Below are 22,067 nucleotides of genomic sequence, written 5' to 3' on the forward strand. Positions count from 1 at the left end.
AGAAAAACTTAACCTACATAGAGAATAATCCCATGACTAAATCCACCATTATCTATACCTACACCGACGAAGCTCCTGCATTGGCCACTCAATCCCTGTTGCCAATCGTACAGGCGTTTACCCGCCACGCCGATATTGATGTCAAAACCAGTGACATCTCTCTCTCCGGCCGTATTTTGGCGGCGTTTCCCGAATACCTGACCGAAGCGCAACGCGTACCTGATGCGCTTGCCGAATTGGGCGAACTGGTGAAACAACCCGATGCAAACGTAATCAAACTGCCGAACATCAGCGCATCCGTACCTCAACTGACGGCCGCTATTAAAGAATTGCAGTCTAAAGGCTTTGCCGTTCCCGACTATCCTGCCGACCCTCAAACCGATGAAGAAAAAGCCGTGCGCGAACGTTACGACCGCATCAAAGGCAGCGCGGTCAATCCCGTTTTGCGCGAAGGCAACTCCGACCGCCGCGCCCCTAAAGCAGTGAAAAACTTTGCGAAAAAACATCCGCACAGCATGGGCGCATGGACAAAAGACTCCAAAACCCACGTTGCCACCATGCAAAGCGGCGACTTTTTCCATAACGAACAATCCGTTACCGTACCTGAAGCGACTTCCGTATCCATCGTGTTCACCGACAAACAAGGCAACAAAAAAGAGCTGCGCGAGCCTGTTGCCCTGAAAGCCGGCGAAATCATTGACGCGACCGTAATGAGCAAAAAAGCCCTGCTTGCCTTCCTTGCCGAGCAAGTGAAAGACGCAAAAGCAAAAGGCGTTTTGTTCTCGCTGCACATGAAAGCCACCATGATGAAAGTGTCCGACCCGATTATCTTCGGACACGCCGTCAAAGTGTTCTTTGCGCCTGTCTTTGAAAAATTCGGCGACAAACTGGCTGCCGCCGGCGTCAACGTCAACAACGGCTTCGGCAACCTGCTTGCCAATCTGGACAAGCTGGATGCGGACACCCGCGCTGCCGTTGAAGCCGAAATCGCCGCTGTTTACGCCGCCAACCCTGATTTGGCCATGGTTGATTCCGACAAAGGCATCACCAACCTGCACGTTCCTAGCGATGTCATCGTCGATGCTTCTATGCCTGCGATGATTCGTAACTCCGGCCGTATGTGGGACAAAGACGGCAAAGCGCAAGACACCAAAGCCGTGATTCCTGACAGCAGCTACGCCGGCGTTTACCAAGCAACCATCGACTTCTGCCGCGAACACGGCGCATTCGATCCGACAACCATGGGTACCGTTCCTAACGTCGGCCTGATGGCGCAAGCAGCCGAAGAATACGGTTCGCACAACAAAACTTTTGAAATCGAAGCCGACGGCCAAGTTCAAGTCATTGATGCAGCAGGTAATGTCCTGATGCAACACGACGTTGAAGCCGGCGACATCTGGCGTATGTGCCAAACCAAAGACGCTCCGGTTAAAGACTGGGTACAACTTGCCGTCAACCGCGCCCGTCTGAGCAACACGCCAGCCGTATTCTGGCTCGACGAAAACCGTCCGCACGACAAGAGCCTGCTCGCCAAGGTCAAAGCCTACCTTGCCGAACTGGATACCGACGGCCTCGACATCCGCGTCCTCGCTCCTGAAGAAGCCGCTAAATTCAGCTTAGGCCGTCTGAAAAACGGCGAAGACACCATCTCCGTAACCGGTAACGTCCTGCGCGACTACCTGACCGACTTGTTCCCAATTTTGGAACTGGGTACCAGCGCGAAAATGCTGTCTATCGTTCCATTGATGAATGGTGGCGGTATGTTTGAAACCGGCGCTGGCGGCTCCGCACCGAAACATGTTCAACAATTCCTCGAAGAAAACCACTTGCGTTGGGACTCTTTGGGCGAATTCCTCGCGCTCGCCGTATCGTTTGAACATCTGGCGCAAAAAACCGGCAACACCAAAGCCCAAGTCCTCGCCGACACTTTGGATGCAGCCACCGAAAAACTGCTTCTGAACGACAAATCGCCTAAACGCAAAGCTGGCGAACTCGACAACCGCGGCAGCCATTTCTACCTCACCCTCTACTGGGCGCAAGAATTGGCGGCGCAAGACAAAGATGCCGAACTGAAAGCCGCATTTGCGCCGTTGGCAGCCGCTTTGACTACCGACGAAGCCAAAATCGTTGAAGAACTCTCTGCCGTACAAGGCAAAGCGGTCGACATCGGCGGCTACTACGCAGCCAATCCTGAAAAAGCTGCACAAGCGATGCGTCCAAGCGCAACCTTTAATCAGGCCTTGTCAGCCTTATAATTAAAGCAATAAAAGGCCGTCTGAACTTTCAGACGGCCTCAAACCTTATGGAAACACAATGAAAAAAACCATTCTTTCTCTTACTCTCCTCATCAGCGCTCCGGCTTTATGGGCATTTTCCCCTGCCGAATTGGCACAAACCCTGCAAAAACCGCAAAACGTGCAAGGCAATTTTGTCCAACAACGCCAGCTCAAATCCCTCAGCAAACCCATGACCACCAGCGGCAGCTTTACCCTTGTCCCACAAAAAGGCCTGCTCTGGAAAATGCAAAAACCATTTGAAACCACCCTGCGCGTGCGTTCAGACGGCATCATGCAATGGAACGGCAGTCAATGGGTCAACCCAAATGCCAGCAAACTCAACGGCCAAAGCCGCCAAATCAAACTCTTCCTCGACCTTTTGGGCGGCAATACCCAGGGCTTGGAAAAACAATTTGATTTGAAATTAAACGGCAACGAGAAAAAATGGACGTTGACCCTGACTCCGAAAACCGCCATTACCCGCCAAATCTTCAACCGTATCGAAATCAACGGCGATACGCTGGTACGAAAAATCGAATTGGACGAAAAACAAGGCGACAAAACCATCATGCAGTTCAACCAAATCCAAACCGATAAAGCTCTGGACAGCTTCAGCCGTACCGCCCTCTAAATTGTCTATTCCAACAAAAGGCCGTCTGAAAATACATTTCAGACGGCCTTTTATATTAATCGGCTGAAGGCTTCTGCCCTTTTCGTTCCGCCTTTCTTGCTTCGCGAATGGCTTTAAGTTCGGCCTCTTTCTGTCTGGCTTTTTTCAGCCAAGTTTCCCATTGGTTTGGTGTTTCCAGCGTGATTCTGCCGATTTTTCCTTCGCGGAAATCGGTCAGGATATTTTCAGCAGCCTTTTGGTAGTTGACCCGTCCGCCGCTCAAAACCGCACCGCGTTTTTTGGCAATCCACTCCAGCCAAGAAGTATCGTCCCAATGACTGCTTGGATCTTTGTCGGCTTGATAACGCTCTTGCAACAGGGCCAGATAATGGCGGCGGAGGTAATCCAAAAGCTCAAGTGCCACTTCTTCTTCATCCAGCGCGTTGCGTCCAACTGCACCGCCGGCTGCAAGGTTGTAGCCGCCTTCTTCAACAATAATTTTTGGCCACAACATACCGGGGGTATCGTAAAGCCAGAAATCGTCAGCAAGGAAAAGGCGCTGTTCGGCTTTGGTAATACCGGGTTCATTGCCGGTTTTGGCAGATTTTTTGCCAATCATGCCGTTAATCAAGGTGGATTTGCCGACGTTGGGGATACCGCAAATCAGAACACGCAGCGGCTTCTCAATACCTTGGCGATGAGGAATCATCGCGCGGCAGGCTTGGGTAATTTTGCCGTGCGCGCCGGTTTCGGAAGAATCAAGCGCAATGGCACGGGTATCTTGGCGGCTGTTGTAGTGTTCGAGCCAAACTTTGGTGCGCTCGGGATCGGCAAGGTCTTGCTTGTTTAAGATTTTGAGTTTTGGCTTGCCTTTGGACAACTGGGCAAGCAATGGATTTTCGCTGGAAGCAGGCATACGCGCGTCCAACATCTCAATCACCATATCAACGCTTTTAATGCGTTCGGCAATGGCTTTTTTTGCCTTGTTCATGTGGCCGGGAAACCATTGGATAGCCATGTCTTTTTATTCTTTCTATTCGTATCTGAGGCCGTCTGAAAAATCATTGTTTTTCAGACGGCCTCGGCATTTGGATAATCGGTCAATCAGGATTTAGAGGTTGCCATGCTCGTAGCTGTAATAACCTGCCTCATCCATACACTGCTCAAAAGTTTTGGATGTATTGCCACGTTTGGTTCCATTTTGAACTTGTGATTTGCAGGTATTGATTTGGCGAGAAACTTCAGCTTCGCTCGCTCCGGTACGGTGCCAACGGTAAGCAGTGACAGGCTCTGTCGCGCAGGCGGTCAAGATAAGCAAGGATAATGCGGTCAGACTGATTTTTTTCATGGTTTCTTCCTTTGAGGCCGTCTGAAACGGCAAGTTAGCGTCCTGCCAAGCTTTGAGCCTGACGGTGGCGGACAAGGAGTTCGTAACGGCCTTTGAGGCGCTCGGCCAGTTTTTCCACAACATAAACGGAGCGGTGCTGCCCACCAGTACAACCGATCGCAATCGTCACATAACTGCGGCTCTCTTGTTGCAGGCGCGGCAACCAGCGGCTAATAAAATGGTCGATGTCATCAACCATTTCTTGGACCAACGGCTGCTGGCCCAAATAATCTTGAATGGGCTTGTCCATGCCGGTAAAGGGGCGTAATTCCGGATCGTAATACGGATTGGGCAGGCTGCGCATATCAAACATAAAGTCGGCATTATTGGGAGCGCCATATTTGAAACCAAAGGATTCAAGAATGACCAGCAAACCGACACGTTCAATATTGAGCCATTGTTGCACAGCATAACGCAGCTGCTGAGCGTTCATTTTGGACGTATCGATGCAATATGCAATGTCTCTAAGCGGAAAGAGCCACTCGCGTTCTTTTTGCAGGCTTTCCAACAAAGTCAGGTTTTGACCAGACAAAGGGTGTCCACGTCGGGTTTCTGAGAAGCGGCGAACCAAAACACCCTCTTCTGCTTCAACAAACAGGACTTCAACCTGATGTCCTTCGTCACGCAAATATTGGATTTGCTCTTGCGCTTCTTGGATATTGATACCGGAACGGATATCAACGCTGACACCGAGCTGGGTTTCTTCGCCGCGTTCAATATGGTACAACACCAGCGAAGGCAACATTTCCAAAGGCAGATTATCGACGCAATAATAGCCTAAATCTTCGAGTTGTTTGAGGGCTACGGATTTTCCTGAGCCGGATAAGCCGCTAATCAGGACGATTTTCATGATTTTGTTCGTTTTCTTTGAGTTGTGTTTGGTGACGTTCGAGAAATTCTTTGGTGCTGTCTTTACCACGTAATTGAAGGATGTAATTGCGTACTGCAGCTTCAACCAATACTGCTAAGTTTCGACCGATTGCAACAGGCAGGGTAACGGAACGGACGCTGACGTTGAGGATAGATTCTGTTTCGCTACGGATGCTCAATCGATCAAGTTGTTTCATATATCCGTCGTCGGCCGGAACCAAATTGATAATCAGCTGGAGGATTTTTTTCGGACGGATGGAGGTTTCGCCAAAAATATGGCGGATATTGAGTATGCCCAAGCCGCGTACTTCGAGGAAATCACGCAGCATCGGCGGGCAACGGCCTTCCAACATTTCCGGGCCGGTACGGAAAAGTTCGACTGCATCATCGGCAATCAGGCTGTGGCCGCGCGAAATCAGCTCCAATGCCAATTCACTCTTACCCAAGCCGGATTGTCCGGTAATGAGTACGCCCACTTCAAATACATCCAAAAATACGCCGTGCTTGATGGTGGAAGTAGCCAATGTTCGTTGCAGATAAATCCGCAAAACGTCCATCAGGTGCGGACTTTCCTGTTTGGAAGTCAGCAAGGGGATACTGTTGGTATGGCAATAATCGCGCAATTTGGGTGAAACTGGCAAACCGTTGGCGACGATAACCAAAGACATGGGGATGTCGAAAAGCTCGCCGAAATCGTAGTTGAGCTCGCCTGTTTCCAAGCGGCGCAAATATTCGGCTTCAGCTACGCCGACAACTTGAATTTGGTTGGGATGGATAAAGTTTAAGTGGCCGACCAAGGCCAAGACGGGTTTATCGGCTTCGACACCGATACGGTTGTCCGCGCCGGAATTGCCGGCAGCCCAAGCAAGTTCGAGTTTGTGCTGATTATCGGAAAACAGGCGACGGACGGATATGCTGGGCATGAATTACTCTTCGGTCAGGAGTGTGCGTACTTCTTCGGCAGAAGTCGCTGCCATCAATGCTTCACGGATGGCTTTTTGAGAGAATCTGCCGGCCAGTTTGGACAAGACTTCCAAATGTTCGCCGGTAGCGTTTTCAGGCACAAGCAGGATGAAAATCAGGGAGACGGGTTTGCCGTCGGGCGCATCAAAGGCAACCGGCTCTTTGGTGCGAATAAACGCACCGGTAGCTTTTTTCACGCATGCGTGACGGCCGTGAGGGATCGCCACCCCCTGCCCCAAACCGGTCGAACCAAGCTTTTCACGGGCAAACAGGCAGTCGAACACGTTGGCATTCGGTAATTCTGCTTCATTCTCCAGCAGCTGGGCGGCCTCTTCAAACAGACGCTTTTTGCTGCTGACTTCCAAATCCAAAACGATATGGGACAAAGGTAAAATTTCGCCAATCAGGCTCATGTGTATCTCTTTTAAATGTCGCAAAACAATGGGATTGTACCGATTGTCGGTGCAAATCTCAATCCTGAAGGCGTAATTTACACTCGCCCTGCTAACATTTTCCATGTTATTTTTGATATTTTTTAACGAGCTAAAAATAATCCAACTGCTTGCTTATATTGAATTTAAAGTAAAAATGCTATCAATAGCCAAACTATGATTCAAATGAAAAGGGGTATGCCCGGCATACCCCTCTTCCCTTTCTTTTCAGACGGCCTCAACCTAGTTTTTTTAAAACAGTTTGGAAACCAAAAACGACCAAAAATAATGGCAGACCAATCCGCAAAACCACGCCAAACCGATGCGGTTGTTGGCCAAAAACGTTTGGAAGCACAACTGGCGATTGCGCGTACGGATGACAACATATTGCTGATACTGCCAATAAACAGTTATCGGCAATATCAACCAATACGGCCAAGTTGCACCGATTTTGATACCCAATACCGCCATCAATACGGAAAACCAAAAATGACAAAGCATAGAGGCGGTAATGTCGTGATGGCCAAATGTGATTGCCGAAGTTTTAATGCCGATTTTCAAATCGTCTTCTTTGTCCGCCATGGCATAAATCGTGTCGTAAGCCAGCGTCCATAAGGCATTGGCGGTAAACATCAGCCATGCTTCGGGAGGCACTCGGCCTTGCACGGCGGCAAAGGCCATAGGAATGCCGAACGAAAATGCCAGTCCTAAATAAAACTGCGGCAACGGGAAAAAGCGTTTGGTAAAGGGATATGTGATGGCAAGGAACAAGGCCGGAAGGCTCATCAGCCAAGTAAAGCGGTTGAGCTGCACCAAGCATAAAGCCGCCATCAGACACAGCATGACGGTCAAAAGCAGCGCTTCGATTTTGGAAACCAAACCTTTGGCAAACGGGCGGTTTTTGGTGCGCTCTACTGCACCGTCAAAATTGCGGTCGGCAAAGTCATTCACCACGCAACCTGCGCTGCGCATCAAAAATGTGCCTGCGCTAAAGGCAATAAAAATATCCGCGTCGGGAACACCTTTAGACGCAATCCACAATGCCCAATAAGTCGGCCACAGCAAAAGCAGTGTGCCAATAGGTTTGTCGATACGCATCAGTTTGGCGTATATCACCATCCGTCCGACAGCGTAACGCGGTAAAAATTGTAGGAAAAATCGCCTTATGTTCATTGATGTAATGTGTCGTTGTTTATGTGTCGATTCGGAAGGAACGGTTTTTTAGAGCCTTAGCTCTTATTATAATGTATTGCCGTCTGAAATTAAACAGATCTTAACAATTTAATTTATTGTATTATAACAGAATTATGACAAACATCGGTAATCGGTTTTATTTTCAGACGGCCTTAGCGGTATAAATCTATTAATTTCAATAAGAAATATTCTGTTAATTCCAATATTTCGCCGTTCCAATCGAAATACGAACGGCGCGCGGTAATAGGCCGTCTGAAAGATGGATGGTCTAAATCTTCAAAACGAAGAAACTCAAAATCCGAACGTTTCAACGGCAATGTACCGTCAAACAGGCGCTCGCCCAAAGGCTGCGTTCCGCAATCCAATAATTCTGTCCATAGACTGCTGTCCGGCCGGCACGCGCTTCTGGCTTGTATCACTGTTTCGCCGTCCAGTTTGAGCAAAACATCGCGCACAAAGATTTCGTCTCCGTTTTCCGCACCCTTCGTCAAACCCAAATACACCAGCTCGACTGAAAAATCCTTACCGGAAGCGCGCAACGCAGCGGTTAGCGAAGAAACGGTCAGCAAATGTTCGGCCTTAGACGGCAAAAGACTTGAAGCTTCGGCATGTGAACAAAGCGTGCCACGCGGTATATCAAGCTCCATCTGACACCTCTGTCTTGGCCAATTCCTGCCATTTGGCTTCGGGAAATTCATCTTTCAGACGGCCTTTAAGATATTCCAAAGTATCGCCGGCAACGGTTTCATCTTTGCTGTCGTGAATATGGTTGAAAATCAGGCTGTGCAACCGGATGCCGTATTGTTTAAGCGCGGCAAAGCTTAGTAAAGTGTGGTTGATACTGCCGAGCCGTCCGCTGGTAACGAGGATGACGGGATAAGCCTGTTGTTGAATATAATCAATGGTTAACAGGTTTTCCGTCAGCGGAACCATCAATCCGCCCGCGCCTTCGACCAAGACGATTTCGTATTGCGCCGCCAATTCTTGCGTGGCGGTGCGGATTTTGTGCAAGTCCAAAGCTCTGCTGTCCAGACGGGCGGCGAGGTGGGGCGAGGCGGGATAGCTGAAGATTTCGGGCATGGTCAGCTTTTGCTTGTCGGCTTCCTGCATGGGTATGCCCATGATTTTGCGGTGGACGGCGATGTCGTCGGCGATGTTTTGGCAACCGGTTTGCACAGGCTTTTGCGTGATCACGCTTTTGCCCTGCTGCAACAATTGTTTTGCCAACACGCCGGTGGCGACGGTTTTGCCGATGTCCGTGTCTATGCCACTGACGAAGTAAACGCCTTTCATTTGCTGTGTTCCTTCAAGATTTGTACGGTTTTATCGGCAAGTTCGGTTAAGAGGTCGTCTGAAATAATGTAAGGCGGCATGAGGTACACCAGCCTGCCGAATGGGCGCACCCAAATTCCCTGCGCCACGCAATCCGCTTGAAAACGCGCCATATCCACGCCTTTTTCCAACTCGATCACCCCGATGGCACCCAAAACGCGCACGTCTTTCACGCCGCGAATGTCCCATGCGGTTTTCAGATGACCTTTCAGGATGCTTTCGATGCGGCGGATATTTGCCTGCCAGTCTTGAGATAAAAGCAACTTGACCGAAGCGCAGGCAACGGCACACGCCAGCGGGTTCGCCATAAACGTCGGGCCGTGCATGAACACACCCGCTTCGCCGCGCGAAATCGTTTCGGTGACTTTTTGCGAAGTAATCGCCGCCGCCAACGTCATATAGCCGCCGCTCAAGCCCTTGCCGATACACATAATATCCGGCACGACATTCGCGTGTTCGCAGGCAAACATCTTGCCCGTGCGCCCGAATCCGGTGGCGATTTCGTCAAAAATCAACACGATATCAAACTCGTCGCACAAATCGCGCAATCCGCGAAGATACTGCGGATGATAAAAATACATGCCGCCCGCGCCCTGCACGACCGGCTCTAAAATAAAGGCGGCGATATCCGCATGATGCGCTTCAAACAAGACGCGGACAGGCTGCAAATCCGCCCCGTCCCATTCATCATCGAAACGGCTTTTCGGATTATCGACAAAATAACGCTGCGGCAACGCGCTGCCGAAAATATGGTGCATCCCCGTTTCCGGATCGCAGACGGACATCGCGTTCCAAGTATCGCCGTGATAACCGCGCCGCACCGTCGCAATATTCTGTTTCGCCGTCAGCCCCCGCGCCTGCTGGTATTGCACCGCCATCTTCAACGCAACTTCTACCGAAACCGAACCTGAATCCGCATAAAAAATACGGTCCAGCCCCTGCGGCAAAATCCCGACCAACAATTTGCCCAGCTCCACCGCAGGCTCATGCGTCAAACCGCCGAACATCACATGCGACATCTGTTTAATCTGCGCTTCAACCGCCTGATTCAAAACGGGATGATTGTAGCCGTGTATCGCACACCACCAAGACGACATCCCGTCAATCAGCCGCGTGCCGTCCGCCAATTCGATGTGCACGCCCTCCGCTCGGCGCACCGGATAAACAGGCAACGGATCGGTCATGGACGTATAGGGATGGAGCAGATGGGCGCGGTCGAAATCGAGCAGGGAGGAATGTTCGGACATGTTGAAAACAATGGTTTGATCAGTTTCATTATTATATAACATATTTACCTTTTCAGACGGCACGTCTTCCGTACTGCATCAACGCCAATCCGCCCACCGCCGCCAAACAGCCGACAACCAAGGAGACATGCAATGCCTCGCCCAAAAACCAAGCGGAACACAAAATACCGAATACCGGCACCAAAGTGATGTACGCCGCCGCGCTGCCTGCGCCCAAAGTCTTCACGCCTTCAAAATACCACGCATAGCTCAAGACCGTTGCCCCGACAGACAACCCAATCAAAGCAAACCAGCCCCTGCCGTCCATTTCGGCAAGCATACCAAACGGCAGGCCGTCTGAAATCAGCGCAGGCGGCAGCAACATCATTGCACCCAGCCAAGCGGTAGCCACGGTGACCGTCAGCGCATCAATCCCCTGCAACACCGCCCTGCCTATCATCGTATAAGTAACCAAGCAGCAAAGGCTGCAAAACACCAGCACTTCGCCCCACCCTATACCGCCGCCCGACAAAAATGCCGCAATCTCGCCATGCGTAACCGCCCATATCGAGCCTGCCACTGCCAACAACATACCCGACACAATCTTGCCGTTGAGCTTCTCGCCAAACAGCAAAGCCGCAAAAAACATCGTCAACACAGGATTGAACGTGACCAACACCGTCGCCCTTGAAGCAGGAATCCGCTGCAAACCCAACATAGACAATACGGTAAAACCAAATACGCCGAATGCCGCCGCCAGTGCCAATCCAAGCCATTGTTTGCGCGACAAAACCGCCAAAGTACGCAATCGATACCGTGCAAACAGCCAGCCTAAAAGCAAGATTGCCGCCGTCAAAAAGCGCAGCATACCGCCCGTTAAAGGCGGCAGCGCTTGTCCCAGCATCCGCCCCATCGGCCAAGATGCGCCCCAAAACGCCGCCATGCCCAATAGTTTTAGATGGATTGCTAAATGTTTCATGGTGATGGATAAATTGAATAATTGGTTTAGAAAGCGTACAAACGCAGTTTGGAAGGATAAATTTCCTTAGCCGCCGATACTTGATAGGGTTTGCGCGGATAAAATACTACGCTGAATCATTACGGAAACAAAGGCCGTCTGAAAGACTGAAATCCAGCTTTTTCAGACGGCCTTTACTGCTCAATCAATAAGGCTTACAACTCAATGCCTTTGAGTTTCGCCACGGTATTAATGTCTTTATCGCCGCGACCGGAGAGGTTGACCAAAATCACTTGATCTTTGCTCATTTTCGGCGCGTTGGCGACTGCCCAAGCGACTGCGTGACTGGATTCCAGCGCAGGAATAATACCCTCGAAACGGCAGAGCAAGTCAAAGGCTTCGAGTGCTTCGTCGTCTTTGGCAACGGTGTATTCCACGCGGTTGATGTCGTTCAAATGGCTGTGTTCCGGGCCGATGCCTGGGTAGTCCAAGCCTGCGGAAACAGAGTGCGTACCCAAGACTTGGCCGTTTTCGTCCTGCATCAAATAGCTGCGGAAACCGTGCAATACACCAATAGGGGCTTTGCTGGTAATCGGTGCGGCGTGGTCAGGCGTATCCACACCCAAACCGCCGGCTTCTACGCCGACCAAACGTACGTTTTCTTCTTCGATATAGGGATGGAACAAACCGATGGCGTTCGAGCCGCCGCCCACGCAGGCAACGGCAACATCAGGTTGGCGGCCGATGGCTTCCAACATTTGTTCTTTGGCTTCATTGCCGATCACGCATTGGAAATCGCGTACCATTTCGGGATACGGCGCAGGGCCTGCAGCAGTGCCGATGATGTAGAACGTGTCATCCACGCGGGCAACCCATTCGCGCATGGCTTCGTTCATCGCGTCTTTCAAAGTGCGGCTGCCGCTGTCGACGCTGACCACGTTCGCACCCAATAATTTCATGCGGAACACGTTGGGCATTTGGCGCTGGATATCGTCCGCGCCCATGTACACGTCGCAAGTCATGCCGAAGCGGGCGGCGACGGTGGCGGAGGCAACGCCGTGCTGACCCGCGCCGGTTTCGGCGATGACGCGTTTTTTGCCCATGCGGTGGGCAAGCAATGCCTGACCGATGGTGTTGTTGACTTTGTGCGCGCCGGTGTGGTTCAAATCTTCACGCTTCAGCCAGATTTGTGCGCCGCCCAAATGCTCGGACAATCGCGCGGCATGGTAAACAGGGCTGGGACGGCCGACATAGTGTTTCAAATCATGGCGGAACTCTTCCCAAAATGAAGGATCTTTTTTCGCTGCTTTATAGGCTTCTGCCAATTCTTGCAAAGCAGGAATCAGGGTTTCGGAAACGTACAGGCCGCCGTGTTCGCCGAAAAAGCCGTTCTCGTCGGGAGCGTAATAATTTTTCATGGGATTTTTCCTTGTTCGTTTTATGGTTTCAGACGGCCTGATTCAGTACAAGGCCGTCTGAAAGTAAAATTGTCAGCAATTATAGCCGTTTTCCATTCATCTTGTCGGCAACTAATTGAATAATAATATCAGCAGACAAAATAGGAACAACAGCGTACAGCTCGATGTTGCAATCAATGCCGTACCCAACGGCGGCGCGATATATTTTTCTTCGTTTTTGTTTCTCAGGCATAGTTTTAATGCCAACATTCCCAGCCACAGTGCCAGCAACCAACAACCCAGAAAGTTAAGCGCAAGCAAAGCAATAATCAACTCATTGGTATTTATAGTACTTACGTTCAAAAATATCCAATTAAGGCCGTTAACAGACATAATGACTGCAGATATTTGTATCACATACAAAAGCGTTCCGCCCAACAATACCCTGATGTGCCATTTTTTGGCCTTCAGCCACACTGAGACGACATTAAAAAGCCACCACAAAGCCATAAACACCATTAAAGAGATTTCATAACGATCCATCGCCCTACTCCTGAAAAACAGTCAATCCAGCCATTTCAAAAAAAGCCCGATACGCCGCTGCTTTTTTTGCCAAACTCAAAGGATAGGCACGCGAAGTCGAAGGCAGACGCGTCAGGGTCAACTCACGCCCTGCATAGGGGAACGGCACTGTTTCGCCGGTTTTCGGCATTTTCATGCCGCTGCCTTGAATCTCCAACAAAACTTCGGTTGCCTTGCCGCCAGTGGTGCAAAGATGGCGGCACTCGGGCATTTGCGCCAATACTGCCGCCAAATCGACAGTTTCTATCACTTTTAAAAACTTATCCGAAGCATTGCCATGTTCGCGTATTGCCTTCAATACGGTCGGACAGGATGCAATCCCCTTTTCACTCAAAAACGCTTTGATTTTATCGGCATCAAACGCTTTTTCGCCCTGCTTTTGAAAATGCGCCGCATCGCCGAAAAACACCAGCCCATACACACGCCACATATCGTTTTGAAAATTCGGATAATGAAACTGCATCGCGTGTTTTTCTTCTTTAGGCGGAAACGTCCCCATCATCATGACCGTTGCCTGCGGTGGCAACAAGGCTGCAAAGGGGTGGGACTCAACGATTGGCTCTTGCATATCTGTATTCCGGTTGTTTTTCATTCAAACAAAATTTCAGACGGCCTTTACTGCCTGAATAAACGCCGCCATTTTCTCCCTGCTCTTAATCCCGCCGGAGATTTCCACGCCGCCGGATACATCCACCGCCGCCGCGCCACTGATTTTTACCGCTTCGGCAACGTTTTCCGCAGTCAATCCGCCGGCAAGTATCCACGGTTTGCCGATATTGCCATGCAACATGGTCCAGTCGAAACTTTGTCCCGTACCGCCGTATTCGGTCGGATGATAGGCATCAAACAGCAAGGCGCGTGCATTCGGAAATTTGGCACAGGCCGTCTGAATATCGGCAGCGGACTGTACGCGCACGGCCTTCAAATACGGGCAGTCAAACCGACGGCAAAAATTATCGTCTTCATCGCCGTGAAACTGAATCACATCTATCGGCACCTGACGCAAAATCTCGCGGATGGTTTGCTCGTTTTCATTCACAAACAAGGCCACCACCGATACAAACGGCGGCAGGTTTTTCACAACCGCCTGCGCCTGCTCAATACTCACTGCCCGTTTACTCTTGGAGTAAAAAACCAGCCCGATGGCATCCGCGCCCAATTCGGCCGCGGCCAGCGCGTCTTCAGGTCGGGTAATGCCACAAATTTTGGTGCGTATGGTATTCATGGGAATTGCCTTTTTAAACAGATGGGTCGGATATTATATAAGTTTAAGGCCGTCTGAACATGAAATATCAGGTTCAGACGGCCTTAAACTTTAAAACAACCATCAGCCGATAATTACTAATAACTTTGTAATTATTACCCTATCTTTAAACTGCCTATTTTTTCATCACGATTAATTTATTCTTTATTATCAAATATCAAACCAAACTATCCACAATTGGATTCACACAAAATTTGGATAATGCCCATCAATGAAAAATATTCAGGCCGTCTGAAAAGTCTTTCAGACGGCCTTTTATCCTTTTTACTCAAACGGTTTCTTCTGCCAATAAAACTTATCCTTTTTCAGACGGCCTTGAAATATATCGTCTTGTCCCAAAGCAAACACCAACGCGCCTGACAAATCCGTTCTCAACAAAGTAATGCCGTGCGCGCGGACACGATTTTGTACGGCAACGGTCGGATGTTTGTAGGCATTGGCATAGCCGCTAGATGCCACGGCATATTGTGGCGAAACCGTATGCAAAAAGCTGCCTGACGAAGCCGTGCTGCTGCCGTGATGTCCCAACACCAACACTTGGCTATACAGCGCATTGCCGTATTTCTCAATCAAACCGGCCTCACCTTTCACGCCCAAATCGCCGGTTATCAACAAGGCTTTGCCGTTTGCTACGACACGCAATACGCAGCTTTGGTCGTTATCTTCCTTGCCTGCATTTTCAGACGGCCTGAGTAACTCGAAATCTACGCCGTCCCATTGCCATTTGTCTTCTTGGCAAAACTCTGCATTCGGATAAAACTCAGGTTGTCCGGCAAGCAATTTATCGGTACCGACAGCCGCTACACTTTGAAAACCGCCGTCATGGTCAATATCATGGTGCGACAAAATCAGGCTGTCCAAACGGCGCACGCCCATAGCGTTCAAACTCGGCACAATACCTGTTTGCGCCACTTGCTCCGTTCCCGTATCAAACAAAAGATTGCGGTTACGCGTTTGTATCAACACCGACAAACCTTGCCCTGCATCCATCACGGTAACTCTTGCCACCCCCTCCTCCAACTTGGCAGGACGGTAAAACACAAAACCCAATAAAACCAGACATGCCCAAGGTTTCAAGCCCATTCCTTTAGGCAGCAATAACAGCAAAGCCGCCATCATCGCCAATACCAGCAAAGGCACGGGCGTCGCTGCAACGGCAAATTCAGGCGATACCGTAGCCAGCCATACCAAACCGCGTAAAGTATATTCCGCCAAAAATGCCGCTACCAACTGGACAGGTTCAAACGGAAAAACTGAACCCAGCAAAGCCAACGGCGTCAACACCCAAGAAAACCAAGGAATAGCCAGCGCATTAACCAAGGGACTGAGCAAAGGTAACGAAGCAAACAAATAGCCCAGCAATACCACCGACAATACCGTCGCCGCCCATTGTCCCCGTACAGCCAAACGCCAGCCCGACTCTTTCAGACGGCCTGATGAAACCCAAATCAAAGCAGCAACCAAGCCGAAAGACAACCACGTTCCCACACCCAATACGGCCAACGGGTCCAACAACAAAACAACGGCCAAAACCTGCCACCATGCCGCCCAACCCGAGCCGCTACTGCCGCGCCACCATGCCCACGCAAACGAAGCCAACATCAACACACTGCGTTGCGTCGGTACGGAAAAACCGGCCAAAAGCGCATAAAACAAAGCCCCGGCAACACCGCCGGCCAATATCCACACACGCGGTTTCGCCGGAATCCACGGCAAGTAACGGAAAACCCGCTTGATCAGCCAGGCAAACAATACCGCCACCATCGTTACATGCAAGCCCGAAATACTGACCAAGTGCGTCAGCCCCAAAGGACGGAATGCCTGCCACAAAGGCGGCCGTAACGCCGATTGCTCACCAATACTCAAAGCACGCATCAACCCTATGCCGTCTGAAAACTCAGGATATTTGTCCGCCGTTCCCTGCCAACTTCGGCTTACCGCATCACGTATATTAGCCAAACCGAAAGCACCGCCTTGCCGCACAAGTTTCCTATCGCGCCCCAAAGTACCCATGCCGTCGATACCATTGGCCAAAGCCCATGTTTCACGGTTCAAACCGCGCACATTCACTTCACCGATTACCGGCCTTACCCGCGCCGACACAGACCACCGACTGCCCACCGTCCAATCGCGCCGCTGATAATCTGACAACATCAAATCAAAAGCCTGACCACGCTCATCCCAAGCCCTTGCCGCAAACTGCACGCGCCGACCATCATCACGCGGCATATCCGCCACTTCAACCGTTAAAACTTTAGCCGCCACCTCCCCTACAGGCCATTGATCGGCCAAAACCAGCCCGGTCCGCCACACACCAAACGCCATGCCCATGCAGACGGCCAGCGCCAACCAAGCCACAGCAAATCTTCGACACAACGCAAGCGCACCCATCATTACAGACAACCAAGCCCACCATGGCGGCACAAACGGCAACGCAAACGAAAGCACTACCCCAACCACCCAAGCAGGCAACACAAACCGCCACGCCATGAACGTTTCCCTTAAATTATGATTATTAGATATGTAATAATAAATGCTTTTAGTAGATTATGACAAATGTCGATTAACCGTTATCAGATAAAAGATATGCTTAAATTATTTCAAAGCCGATAGACGCAAAAAAGCGCAATCTGAAACAGATTGCGCTTTTTTATAAACTGGCACGCCCACGGGGAATCGAACCCCGGTTACCGCCGTGAAAGGGCGATGTCCTAACCGCTAGACGATGGGCGCGGAGATTTTCTGTGGCGCACCCGGAGCGATTCGAACGCCCGACCCTCTGGTTCGTAGCCAGATACTCTATCCAACTGAGCTACGGGTGCATCAAGAAAGATTCGAATTATAGAGAGTGGACTGTTTCCTGTCAAGCGTTTTATTTGGAAAACTTGCAGACAGCGTGTAAAATGCGCATTTGCTATTGAATTTACAGAGAATAAAATGTCAGATTTCGCACGCTGGCCGCTCTTATCCGAAGCATTTTCCCGTTTGGGACGGCCTGTGGTCGTGGTGGATTTGGAGACGACCGGTGGAAATTTCTATCAAGACAGGATAACGGAAGTCGCCCTTGTTCGTTTTGAGCAAGGACGCGCCACACATTACGAGCAATTGGTCAATCCTTGCCGCAGCATTCCCGAATTTGTTGCCAGGCTGACCGGAATTCATGATGAAACGGTGAAAAACGCGCCTGTCTTTGCCGATATTGCAGCCGATTTGTTGCCACTGTTGCAAGGTGCAGTGGTTGTTGCCCACAACAGCCGCTTTGACTACACCTTCCTGCGCCACGAATTTGCCCGTATCCATACTGACTTTGCCGCACCCTCGCTCTGTACGGTTCAACTGTCGCGCCGCCTGTATCCTGAGTTTTACAAACACAGCCTCGACAGCATTATCGAACGCACCGGCATTCAGACGGCCAACCGCCACCGCGCCATGACCGATGTTGTCGCATTGTGTGATTATCTCGAATTAAGTTTGACAGAAAAAAATCACCAACAATGGGATGAACATGTCCGTGTGTTGATGAATCCGAAAATGTTGCCCACTTGGCTGCCTGATTCGCTCGCCCAACAGCTCTATACCCTGCCCGACAGTTACGGCGTATTGGTTTGGTTTGACCATTTCGGCAAAGCTCAGGCCATTGAAGCACACGAACGCGCATACAGTGAAACCGCCACCCTGCTGCACAGCAAAAAACTGCCGCCGCACATCAAAGCCGCAGCCTCCATCCGTTTTATTCCGGCAGTCGGTCAGCTCCATACATTATGGCTCAAAGCCCAGACCATGCAGGAATACCAACTGATGCCGTCTGAAAAATCCACATCGTTTTCAACCGTCCGCTTTATCGCTGATGAACACGGTAGCCTTCAAGCACGCATTGTCTTGTTAAATAGCGGCACCAGAAACTGGCGTCCATACGGTTTGTTTGCCCACAAAAAAGCAGCCAAACGCGCTTTGGCGCAATGGTCGCAAGAACACAGACTCTGCCCGGATTCGCTCAATATTTTGCCGACCAGCTACGCAAAGGGCGAACCCTGCCCTGTCGAGGCTGTCGGAAAATGCAACGGCAACTGCCGCCAGCCAAACGGTATCAAACATCAAAACCAACGCATTACCGAGCTTGCCGCCCTACTCCCTGTAACCGATTGGGGCAAAGCGCACGAAATTGAAATTACCGAAACCGACCCCCTGACCGGAAACAGCATTACCCTGCTCTGCGCCGGCGGTGCGTTGGCTTTGCCTGACGGCAGCTGGTATTTCGACAGCAGCCTGCCTATCGTGATTAAAAACAAATTCAGGCAAGACAAAGAAAATATCCGTCTGATTGCTTAAAACAAGGCCGTCTGAAAACCAAATTTTCAGACGGCCTGATGTGGATAACTTTCCGCTTTATTCTCAACACAAAAACTGCCTAAATTTTAATCAGAACTTATTTTTATAATAGCAATCAAATACTAAACCAATTTATACACAAGCTGTTCACACAATTTTCAATGAAAGCTGTGTATACCCAGCCCAACGAGTAAACCATGAACAACCCTGCAATCATCTTCTTTGACATCGACGACACCCTCTACCGCAAATACACGGATACCTTGCGCCCTTCGGTTGCCCAAGCCATGCGCGCATTAAAAGCCAAAGGCATTTTGACTGCCATTGCCACCGGCCGTCCGGAAGCCGCCTTTCCCACCAAAGTCAAAGCCTTGATTCAAGAATGCGGCATCGACATGCTCGTTACCATCAACGGCCAATATATTTCCTTTCGCGGCGAACCCCTGCAAAGTTACCCGTTGAATATTGCCGACATCGAAACCGCCATCAACCTGCTTGAACAACACAAAATAGACTACGCATTCGTCAACAACCAAGAAATTGCCGTTTCCTCCCATTCGCCGCGCGTTGTCGAAGGCTTATCACATATCTTGCCCAACTTCCTGACTGACAAAGAATATTTCCGCAAACAGCCTGTTTATCAAATGTTGGTCTTTGTGGATGAGGAAGAAGAAAAAATCCTGCAACCGCTGATTCAACAACACGGCTTCAAATCCGTCCGCTGGCATGAATATGCTGTGGACCTGCTGCGCAAAGAAGGTTCAAAAGCACGGGGCATCGCCCACGCAGTGGAAAAACTGGGAATTGATATGAGCAAAGTAATGGCGTTCGGCGACAGCTTCAACGACTTTGAAATGCTGTCAACCGTCGGCTTTGGCGTTGCCATGGGCAATGGCGAAGAAGCTGCTAAAGCTGCTGCACAATTCGTCTGCCCAAGTGTCGATGAAGACGGCGTATTGCGCGGCTTGCAAGAATTGGGCGTAATTTAAAACATTAAATCAAAAGGCCGTCTGAACATTTTTTCAGACGGCCTTGTTCTATCAATAAACTTCCTGCCTACTTCGGCAATACCAAAAAGCTAATCAGCAATTCTTTAAATACGAATCCAAACACACCCAAGCCCAAAACCAAGAAGAGCATGGCAATGCCGAATTTGCCGGCTTTGGATTCTTTACCCAAGTTCCAAACAATAAAGCCCAAAAAGATAATCAGGCCGCTCAGTAGGATTTTCATTGCCCATGAGGCGAATTCTGCTTCAGACATTATTTTTTTCCTTTTATTCTTAAGATGTGTGTTTAATTGCTTTCAGACGGCCTATTAAAATTTAAGGCCGTCTGAAATTTGTTTTTAGATTATTTGTTCAATACTTGTTGCAAATCATCAATCAAATCGTCGATGTATTCCAAACCGACAGAGAGGCGGATCAAGCCCGGGCGGATATTGGCGGCGAGTTTTTCTTCAGGCTGCATCCGACCGTGCGTGGTTGTCCACGGATGGGTGATGGTCGAGCGCACATCGCCGAGGTTGGCAGTACGGGAGAAAAGCTCCACACCGTCCACGACTTTCCATGCGGCTTCTTGGTCGGCAACTTCAAAGCCGATGACGATGCCGCCACCGTTTTGTTGCTTGCGGATAAGCTCTGCCTGCGGATGGTCGGGCAAACCAGTGTAGTACACGGCTTGGACTTGCGGTTGCTCTTTCAACCATTGCGCGATTTTCAGCGCATTGTCGTATTGTTTTTCCATACGCAGCGACAAGGTTTCTACACCGCTCAACAACTGCCATGCGTTAAACGGAGACATTGCCAAACCGCAAGAGTTGCAATATATGGCAACTTGCGTCATCAATTCTTCCGAACCGGCCAATACGCCGCCCATCACGCGGCCGTGGCCGTCGATGGCTTTGGTTGCGGAAGAAACGGAAATATCCGCACCGTGTTTCAAAGGCTGCGAACCGACGGGCGATAAGAGGCTATTGTCCACCACCAAAAGCGCGCCGATGCTGTGTGCCAGTTCGGCTAAAGCTTCCAAATCGGCAACTTCGCCCAATGGGTTGGACGGAGTTTCCAAGAAAAACAGTTTGGTATTGGGCTTGATGGCAGCTTTCCATTCATCTACATCAACCGGCGATACATGGCTGACTTCGATGCCGAACTTGGTAACGATGTTGTTGATGAAACCGACGGTCGTGCCGAACAGGCTGCGGCTGGAAACAACGTGGTCGCCTGCTTGCAAGAAGGTAAAAAACGCCGCCTGAATTGCAGACATACCGGTCGAAGTGGCTACCGCACGCTCTGCGTCTTCCAATGCGGCAATGCGTTTTTCAAAAGCGGCAGTAGTCGGATTGGCTGTACGGGTATAGGTAAAGCCTTTAATTTTTTTGGAAAACAAATCTGCCGCATGTTGCGCGCTTTCCCACATAAAGCTGCTGGTCAAAAACAGCGCCTGATTGTGTTCGCGATATTCGGTCTGCTCTTTGCCGCCCCGGATGGCCAGCGTTTGCGGATGAAGTTTTTTGTTCATTTATTCTCCAATCTACTGTGTATTCCAATGGACGGAACAATATTTTCCGTCTGTTTAACTTGTTAACATTTTGCGCCGATTTCTACCATCTTTCAAGCCGAAGGCCGTGTTTCGGGCTGTCTAAAAAAACAGGAAAACCGTTTTTACTGATAAAGGCGGCCATCGTGTTTCAACCAGCCGTCAGTATGCCGGCCTGACGGGTCATGGTGCGTCCAATGGATAACGCCGCCCTGCTCCGACCATTCGTATTCGCCGTAAAACGCTACTTTATCGCCTTTTTTCAAACCCTTAATCTTATCGGCAAGGTCGATATTGTGTGCCACCAAAAGCGTCTGGCCGCTGGAGAGCTTCAAGATAAAGCGTTGGTGGCGCGTGCCTTTGTTGTCATCCGGCAGGGTTTTCCATACCGTGCCCTCGCCCTCAACCTGAATATCGCTTTGTTCGTTTTCAAACGCCTGTTTCAAAACCGCTTCGGCTGATTCCTTGTCCGAACCGATTTGCTGCTGAGCCGTATCGGCATTCTTTTTGCCCGCATTATTTTGTTTCTGAACGGCTTCTATTTTCTGGTGATTCTGCGATTGTACCGGCTGCTTGTTTTGCATTTTGTTATAGGCAAATACGGCAACCAAAGCAATCAGCAATACAATGATTTTATTTTTATTCATAACAATCTCAAAAAAAATGCCCGATTCTGCATCGGGCATATCAACTATTTAGAAAGGATAT

At 50.0% G+C, this 22,067-nt stretch carries 22 protein-coding genes and 2 tRNA genes; 4 read left to right on the forward strand and 20 right to left on the reverse strand.

The window, feature by feature from the left end:
* Window positions 1-32: 32 nt before the first annotated feature.
* Window positions 33-2,255 (forward strand): NADP-dependent isocitrate dehydrogenase, encoded by a 2,223-nt coding sequence (locus tag ACTHR7_RS01135; RefSeq protein ID WP_440370171.1) that lies wholly within the window; start codon window positions 33-35, stop codon window positions 2,253-2,255.
* Between the two features lie 58 nt (window positions 2,256-2,313).
* The gene (locus ACTHR7_RS01140) at window positions 2,314-2,907 is read left to right on the forward strand and encodes a LolA family protein (protein WP_004520070.1); all 594 of its coding nucleotides are present in this window, start codon (window positions 2,314-2,316) and stop codon (window positions 2,905-2,907) included.
* A 55-nt stretch (window positions 2,908-2,962) separates the two neighbouring features.
* On the opposite strand, the gene ylqF is transcribed toward ACTHR7_RS01140, so the two are convergent.
* From ylqF to ACTHR7_RS01225, 17 genes are all read right to left on the reverse strand, one after another.
* Window positions 2,963-3,904, reverse strand: coding sequence for a ribosome biogenesis GTPase YlqF (gene ylqF, locus ACTHR7_RS01145; RefSeq protein WP_440370172.1), 942 nt, complete (start codon window positions 3,902-3,904; stop codon window positions 2,963-2,965).
* A 93-nt stretch (window positions 3,905-3,997) separates the two neighbouring features.
* Complete coding sequence (locus ACTHR7_RS01150) at window positions 3,998-4,234, reverse strand: lipoprotein (protein ID WP_003684875.1); 237 nt, start codon at window positions 4,232-4,234, stop codon at window positions 3,998-4,000.
* 34 nt (window positions 4,235-4,268) lie between these two features.
* Window positions 4,269-5,123, reverse strand: coding sequence for an RNase adapter RapZ (gene rapZ, locus ACTHR7_RS01155; RefSeq protein WP_070646757.1), 855 nt, complete (start codon window positions 5,121-5,123; stop codon window positions 4,269-4,271).
* On the reverse strand, window positions 5,104-6,066 hold the full coding sequence (gene hprK, locus ACTHR7_RS01160; protein ID WP_440370173.1) for an HPr(Ser) kinase/phosphatase: 963 nt from the start codon (window positions 6,064-6,066) through the stop codon (window positions 5,104-5,106). Before hprK ends, rapZ begins: the two co-directional genes overlap by 20 nt.
* Window positions 6,067-6,069: 3 nt before the next feature.
* Window positions 6,070-6,519 carry a PTS IIA-like nitrogen regulatory protein PtsN gene (ptsN, locus tag ACTHR7_RS01165; RefSeq protein WP_070813825.1) on the reverse strand — a complete coding sequence of 150 codons (450 nt, stop codon included), beginning with the start codon at window positions 6,517-6,519 and terminating at the stop codon, window positions 6,070-6,072.
* 270 nt (window positions 6,520-6,789) lie between these two features.
* A complete protein-coding gene (gene ubiA / locus ACTHR7_RS01170; protein ID WP_440370174.1) occupies window positions 6,790-7,656 on the reverse strand; it encodes a 4-hydroxybenzoate octaprenyltransferase in 867 nt (288 codons plus the stop codon).
* 227 nt (window positions 7,657-7,883) lie between these two features.
* Window positions 7,884-8,378, reverse strand: coding sequence for a chorismate--pyruvate lyase family protein (locus ACTHR7_RS01175; RefSeq protein WP_440365251.1), 495 nt, complete (start codon window positions 8,376-8,378; stop codon window positions 7,884-7,886).
* Window positions 8,368-9,024 carry a dethiobiotin synthase gene (gene bioD / locus ACTHR7_RS01180; RefSeq protein ID WP_440370175.1) on the reverse strand — a complete coding sequence of 219 codons (657 nt, stop codon included), beginning with the start codon at window positions 9,022-9,024 and terminating at the stop codon, window positions 8,368-8,370. Before bioD ends, ACTHR7_RS01175 begins: the two co-directional genes overlap by 11 nt.
* Window positions 9,021-10,310 carry an adenosylmethionine--8-amino-7-oxononanoate transaminase gene (bioA, locus tag ACTHR7_RS01185; RefSeq protein ID WP_440370176.1) on the reverse strand — a complete coding sequence of 430 codons (1,290 nt, stop codon included), beginning with the start codon at window positions 10,308-10,310 and terminating at the stop codon, window positions 9,021-9,023. Before bioA ends, bioD begins: the two co-directional genes overlap by 4 nt.
* Window positions 10,311-10,362: 52 nt before the next feature.
* Entirely contained in the window at window positions 10,363-11,268 is a 906-nt protein-coding gene (locus tag ACTHR7_RS01190) for a DMT family transporter (protein WP_128581729.1), read from the reverse strand.
* 194 nt (window positions 11,269-11,462) lie between these two features.
* Window positions 11,463-12,665 (reverse strand): tryptophan synthase subunit beta, encoded by a 1,203-nt coding sequence (gene trpB / locus ACTHR7_RS01195; protein ID WP_440370177.1) that lies wholly within the window; start codon window positions 12,663-12,665, stop codon window positions 11,463-11,465.
* A 111-nt stretch (window positions 12,666-12,776) separates the two neighbouring features.
* The gene (locus tag ACTHR7_RS01200) at window positions 12,777-13,187 is read right to left on the reverse strand and encodes a hypothetical protein (RefSeq protein WP_440370178.1); all 411 of its coding nucleotides are present in this window, start codon (window positions 13,185-13,187) and stop codon (window positions 12,777-12,779) included.
* Window positions 13,188-13,191: 4 nt separating this feature from the next.
* The gene (locus ACTHR7_RS01205) at window positions 13,192-13,794 is read right to left on the reverse strand and encodes a DNA glycosylase (RefSeq protein WP_049348296.1); all 603 of its coding nucleotides are present in this window, start codon (window positions 13,792-13,794) and stop codon (window positions 13,192-13,194) included.
* Window positions 13,795-13,830: 36 nt separating this feature from the next.
* Window positions 13,831-14,451: a phosphoribosylanthranilate isomerase gene (locus ACTHR7_RS01210; protein WP_107867490.1), complete on the reverse strand. Its 621-nt coding sequence runs from the start codon at window positions 14,449-14,451 to the stop codon at window positions 13,831-13,833.
* 303 nt (window positions 14,452-14,754) lie between these two features.
* A complete protein-coding gene (locus ACTHR7_RS01215) occupies window positions 14,755-16,980 on the reverse strand; it encodes a DNA internalization-related competence protein ComEC/Rec2 (RefSeq protein ID WP_440370179.1) in 2,226 nt (741 codons plus the stop codon).
* 168 nt (window positions 16,981-17,148) lie between these two features.
* Window positions 17,149-17,223, reverse strand: a tRNA-Glu gene (locus ACTHR7_RS01220).
* A 12-nt stretch (window positions 17,224-17,235) separates the two neighbouring features.
* A tRNA-Arg gene (locus ACTHR7_RS01225) sits at window positions 17,236-17,312 on the reverse strand.
* Window positions 17,313-17,427: 115 nt separating this feature from the next.
* Here ACTHR7_RS01225 and ACTHR7_RS01230 point away from each other — a divergent pair.
* Together ACTHR7_RS01230 and ACTHR7_RS01235 are read left to right on the forward strand one after the other, a co-directional pair.
* Window positions 17,428-18,819 (forward strand): 3'-5' exonuclease family protein, encoded by a 1,392-nt coding sequence (locus ACTHR7_RS01230; protein ID WP_003747397.1) that lies wholly within the window; start codon window positions 17,428-17,430, stop codon window positions 18,817-18,819.
* A gap of 197 nt (window positions 18,820-19,016) precedes the next feature.
* Entirely contained in the window at window positions 19,017-19,808 is a 792-nt protein-coding gene (locus tag ACTHR7_RS01235) for a Cof-type HAD-IIB family hydrolase (protein WP_003747399.1), read from the forward strand.
* A gap of 67 nt (window positions 19,809-19,875) precedes the next feature.
* Here ACTHR7_RS01235 and ACTHR7_RS01240 read toward each other — a convergent pair whose 3' ends face one another.
* The 3 genes from ACTHR7_RS01240 to ACTHR7_RS01250 all read right to left on the reverse strand — a co-directional run bounded on the left by ACTHR7_RS01240 (window position 19,876) and on the right by ACTHR7_RS01250 (window position 22,045).
* Window positions 19,876-20,082: a DUF2788 domain-containing protein gene (locus tag ACTHR7_RS01240; protein ID WP_004521104.1), complete on the reverse strand. Its 207-nt coding sequence runs from the start codon at window positions 20,080-20,082 to the stop codon at window positions 19,876-19,878.
* Between the two features lie 89 nt (window positions 20,083-20,171).
* Window positions 20,172-21,341 carry an O-succinylhomoserine sulfhydrylase gene (metZ, locus tag ACTHR7_RS01245; RefSeq protein ID WP_440370180.1) on the reverse strand — a complete coding sequence of 390 codons (1,170 nt, stop codon included), beginning with the start codon at window positions 21,339-21,341 and terminating at the stop codon, window positions 20,172-20,174.
* 143 nt (window positions 21,342-21,484) lie between these two features.
* Window positions 21,485-22,045, reverse strand: a complete 561-nt coding sequence (locus tag ACTHR7_RS01250) for a DUF3465 domain-containing protein (protein WP_285071024.1) — start codon at window positions 22,043-22,045, stop codon at window positions 21,485-21,487.
* Window positions 22,046-22,067: the final 22 nt, after the last annotated feature.

It is taken from the genome of Neisseria sp. P0007.S010, from assembly GCF_051962875.1.
In the GTDB taxonomy this organism is placed as follows: Bacteria; Pseudomonadota; Gammaproteobacteria; order Burkholderiales; family Neisseriaceae; genus Neisseria; species Neisseria subflava_A.